Origin of the sequence: Bacillus cereus group sp. BfR-BA-01408 (assembly GCF_022663305.1) — a bacterium.
In the GTDB taxonomy this organism is placed as follows: Bacteria; Bacillota; Bacilli; order Bacillales; family Bacillaceae_G; genus Bacillus_A; species Bacillus_A pacificus.
This window is the reverse complement of sequence record NZ_JAKUFF010000140.1, coordinates 1-4507: the sequence shown is the minus strand read 5'-3', so window position 1 is coordinate 4507 and position 4507 is coordinate 1. Positions and strand designations below refer to the sequence as shown.

The window sequence follows — 4507 nt, the reverse complement described above, 5'->3', positions numbered from 1 at the left end:
CAGATGGGATTGGATCTTGAAAAATAATATTCGTTGCAGGAACAGTTCCTGTATTTTGAATAAGAATCGTATACGTTAACGTATCTCCTACTCCCGCTTGTGTTGTATTTACACTCTTCATTACATTAAGCGATCCCACATTCACTCGCGTCACAACAATATTACTAATCGTTACAATTGTAATTGGTGGCTGGAGAGGACTGACTTGGAAATCCGCAGTTACATTCGCATTATTCGGAAGAACTCTATTTGGTGGTTCACTTGTGATTGTCACTTGAAAAGTAACTGTTACTGTCCCTCCTACTGGAATATTAGCAAGCGGAAATCCAGAGGTCGGATCTAAACCCGATTGCGGGGCTCCGTTTATTGTTACACTATTCGCTACAAAAGTGGTTCCAACTGGAATCGGATCAAGGAATGATACGTTTGTCGCTGCTACTGTTCCACTATTTTGTATAAGAACTGTATACGTTAACGTATCTCCTACACCAGCTTCAGTAGCACTTACACTTTTCATTACATTTAATCCTGAAGAATTCACGACCGTCATAACAGTATTACTTGGTACTGTTACAGTAATTGGTGGCTCTGTTGGATTCAGAAGGAAATCTCCAGTGACATTCGCATTATTTACAACATTATTTCCTTGGGGAATTTCATCAATTAATACTTCAAACGTAACAATTACATTCGCGCCAGTAGGCAAATCATTTAACGGGAATCCAAGTTCTGGATCTGCACCTTCTTGTAAAATACCATTAACAAATACACTGTTTTCAATAAATAATGTTCCTTGTGGAATTGAATCTTGGAAAAACACATTTGTAGCTGGTACACTACCTGCATTTATGATTTCGATTGTATATACTAAAATATCGCCTACGGTTGCCACATCCGTATTCACTGCTTTCACAACTTCAAAATTCCCTGATTGTACAGTTGTATTCACTAGGTTACTCGGAATAGTAATCGTAACTGGTGGTTCACTCGGATTCACTTGAAAACTTGCTGTGACATTCGCGCGGTTTAAAATATCTTCATCTCCTGGATCCTGTACAATTACTACTTCAAATGTGACTACAACCGTTTGAGCCGCAGGAATATTTGGAAGAGAAAATCCTGTATTCGGATTCAATCCACTTTGTGGTACTCCATTAATTGTTACAGAATTTGCAACGAAAGAAACAGCGGAAGAAATAGTGTCTTGGAATAACACATTTGTTAGGGGAACGTTTCCTGTATTTTGAACGGCAATCGTATATGTTAAAGTATCTCCTACTGCTGCTTGCGTTGTATTCACTTCTTTTATTACATTTAAACCGCCTGTATTAATTTGTGTTACCACTGTATTCGTCATTCTATTAATTGTAACTGGTGGCTGATTCGGATTAACAACAAAATTAGCAGATACACTCCCCCGATTCGCAATCGTACCTCCCGATGGTGTAGATGTAACTCGAACTTGAAATGTAACAGTCCTACTTCCGCCAGCAGATATATTAGCTACTGTAAACCCAGTCGCTGGATTTGCCCCAGGTTGTGAAACCCCGTCCACAGTCACACTATTTGCGATAAAAGTCGTTCCAACTGGAATCGGATCTTGAAAAATAACATTTGTCGCAAGTACATTTCCGATATTCTCAATAGTAATAGTGTACGTAAGAACGTCATTCACTGTCGCAAAAGCTCTATCTACTGTTTTTCTCGTTCTTATATCAGCTATATTAATAGTAGTCACTACAGTATTACTTGTCGCTTGCCCTGAAACTGGTTGTTGACCAGGCACTGGGGTAAAGGTAAAGGTTGCACTCGCACGGTTCGGAATTGGATTGACAAGAGGATTAGATGTTACTCGAACTTGAAAGCGCACTACAGTCGTTTGTGAAGCATTAATACTTCCTAGATTAATACTACTTGCTGGATTCGCTCCTGGACGCGCTACTCCATTCACCGTAACACTATTTGGAACAAATGTTGTTCCAGCCGGGATGCTATCAACAAAAATCACATTGTTTGCAGCAACATTCCCATTATTTGTGACATTAACTGTGTACGTTAATACATCATTAAGTGTCGCAGTCTGTAGATCTACAGATTTTTGCATACTTATAGTTGCTTGGTTCACTGTCGTTTGTACTGTATTTGAAGAAGATGTACTTGTAATAGGAGAACTACCGACAAAAGGACGGAATTGATATGACACCATCGCCCGATTTGGAATAGGGTTTGGGTTCGGAAACGATGTTATTCGTACTTGAAATGTAACAACTCTTTGCGTGTTATTTGGGATTGTTCCTAAATTAATTCCAGTAGCAGGGTTTGCATTCGGCTGTGTTACTCCCCCTACTGTTACACTACCTGCAACAAACGTCGTTCCGTTCGGAATGCTATCACGTAATACAACGTTTTCTGCACTTCCTGTTCCTGTATTTGGGACCGTAATCGTATAAGTGAGAGTATCCCCTACCCCTGCGACTGTTCTATTGACCGATTTAACAGGATTAATAATTGGACCTGTTGCATCAATTTGAACACCAAAACCAGCTGCAGCGTATCCATCTCCATTTGTAACAAATCGAACAGTTGCTGACGTTTGATTGTTTACTAAAGATGCAGAGGCATCTACATTCGTAATATCCCACCCTTGTCTTCGGACAGCCAAAGCTACCCCTAACGGCTGATTTAAATCTCCGAATGTACCGCTCGTATCTAAATTTCCGCTGTCATTACAAATTTGAGACTGGAAGAAATTATTTGCAGGGTTTCTCGGCCCGAATAATGCAACTGTAGCATTTGGGTTTGGTCCAAAGCGAAGTTGATCTCCAGAAATATTGGAATCTCCCTCTTGAGCGGTTACAAGTACCCTTCCTGTTACAGCTCCTGTAGCTGGCGTAGCAAATCCTGAAATAGTAGCATCAACTGGTGGTGATGAAGCATCAATAATTTCTTGACCTGCATATACTGACAAATTTCGAAGTGGTAAACTTGCATTTTGATACACAACCTCAAGCGTCCATCCCGCTGAACGGCTAATTGTTGGGTCAGCTGAAGTTCTTGCAGCTGGCACAGCACCCGTTGTATACGTGCCTGCCCCACCTGCACTAACAAGATTCGTTACATTGGCAGAGCGAGCATAATAAAACTGGTTTCCTACTGAACCTTGCTGCGCGGTAGCAGGATCTGGCGTAACAGAAAACGTCCCTGCTGGCGTTGTAAATGTAATGTTATCATTTAAAAATGGTAAAACATCTTCCGTATCAGTCCGGAAAGTACCAGCCCAAACTAATTCTGCATATAACACACTGCTTCCCGCTGGAAGATTTAAAATTGCACTAGAAGAATTCAATCGCCAGTCATCCGTTGTACCTGCTGGGAATCCTGGTACTTGCAGCGCTGTATTTACTGTCGTAAACACAGCAAGTGTACCAAAAATATTGCCTGGCGCAGGCGATGTAGGGCTAAGCCCTAACGTATTCCCCGTAAAAGTGACGGCACCAGGTACTGTTGTCGTAAAACGATTTATAAAAGGCACGCAATCATCTCATTTCAATTATAGTAAAAAGTGCTCTATACTATAAAATGTAGACAAACTATACAATGTACGTTGTCCAACAAAATTCCGCACATATGAGAGGAGTTTATAAAACTATGCGCTACGTTATCATAACAGGAACTTCACAAGGTTTAGGTGAGGCTATTGCCACACAATTGTTAGAAAAAAATACAACTGTCATCTCTATTTCTAGAAGAGAAAATAAAGAGCTTACGAAACTCGCAGAACAATATAATAGCAATTGTGTTTTCCACTCCTTAGATCTTCAAGATGTACATAATTTAGAAACGAACTTTAACAAAATCATTTCATCTATTCAAGAAGACAGTGTATCTTCTATTCATTTAATTAATAATGCGGGTACGGTTGCCCCTATGAAACCAATTGAAAAAGCAGAAAGTGAACAATTCATTACGAACGTTCACATTAATTTACTTGCGCCAATGATCCTCACCTCCACTTTCATGAAACATACGAAAGAATGGAAAGTAGATAAACGTGTGATAAACATTTCATCTGGTGCAGGAAAAAATCCTTACTTTGGCTGGGGGGCTTATTGTACAACAAAAGCTGGCGTAAATATGTTTACACAGTGCGTAGCAACCGAAGAAGCAGAAAAAAAATATCCAGTAAAAATCGTCGCTTTTGCACCTGGTGTTGTTGATACAAATATGCAAGCACAAATTCGCGAAACAAATAAAGAAGACTTCACAAACTTAGACCGCTTCATTACATTAAAAGAAGAAGGAAAGCTATTATCACCCGAATATGTTGCGAAAGCTATTCGGAATTTATTAGAAACCGAAGACTTCCCTCAAGGCGAGGTTATTAGAATTGACGAATAACAAAAAGGCGTGCTATTTTAGCACGCCTTTTTGTTCTACTTCTCTAAAAATATGAGTACAGACTCCGCAATTTGCTCATAACCGATTTCTTGATAAATTTTATTCGATG

At 39.7% G+C, this 4507-nt stretch carries 2 protein-coding genes; one reads left to right on the top strand and one right to left on the bottom strand.

All coding sequences use genetic code 11. The features are described from left to right. The coding region (locus MR083_RS26060; protein ID WP_242270067.1) for a beta strand repeat-containing protein at nucleotides 1–3532 on the bottom strand (3532 nt) is incomplete at its 3' end. A 116-nt stretch (nucleotides 3533–3648) separates the two neighbouring features. Between MR083_RS26060 and MR083_RS26055 the strand changes: the two genes are divergently transcribed. Continuing rightward, nucleotides 3649–4398, top strand: coding sequence for a (S)-benzoin forming benzil reductase (locus MR083_RS26055; protein ID WP_001271063.1), 750 nt, complete (start codon nucleotides 3649–3651; stop codon nucleotides 4396–4398). Nucleotides 4399–4507 lie beyond the last annotated feature (109 nt).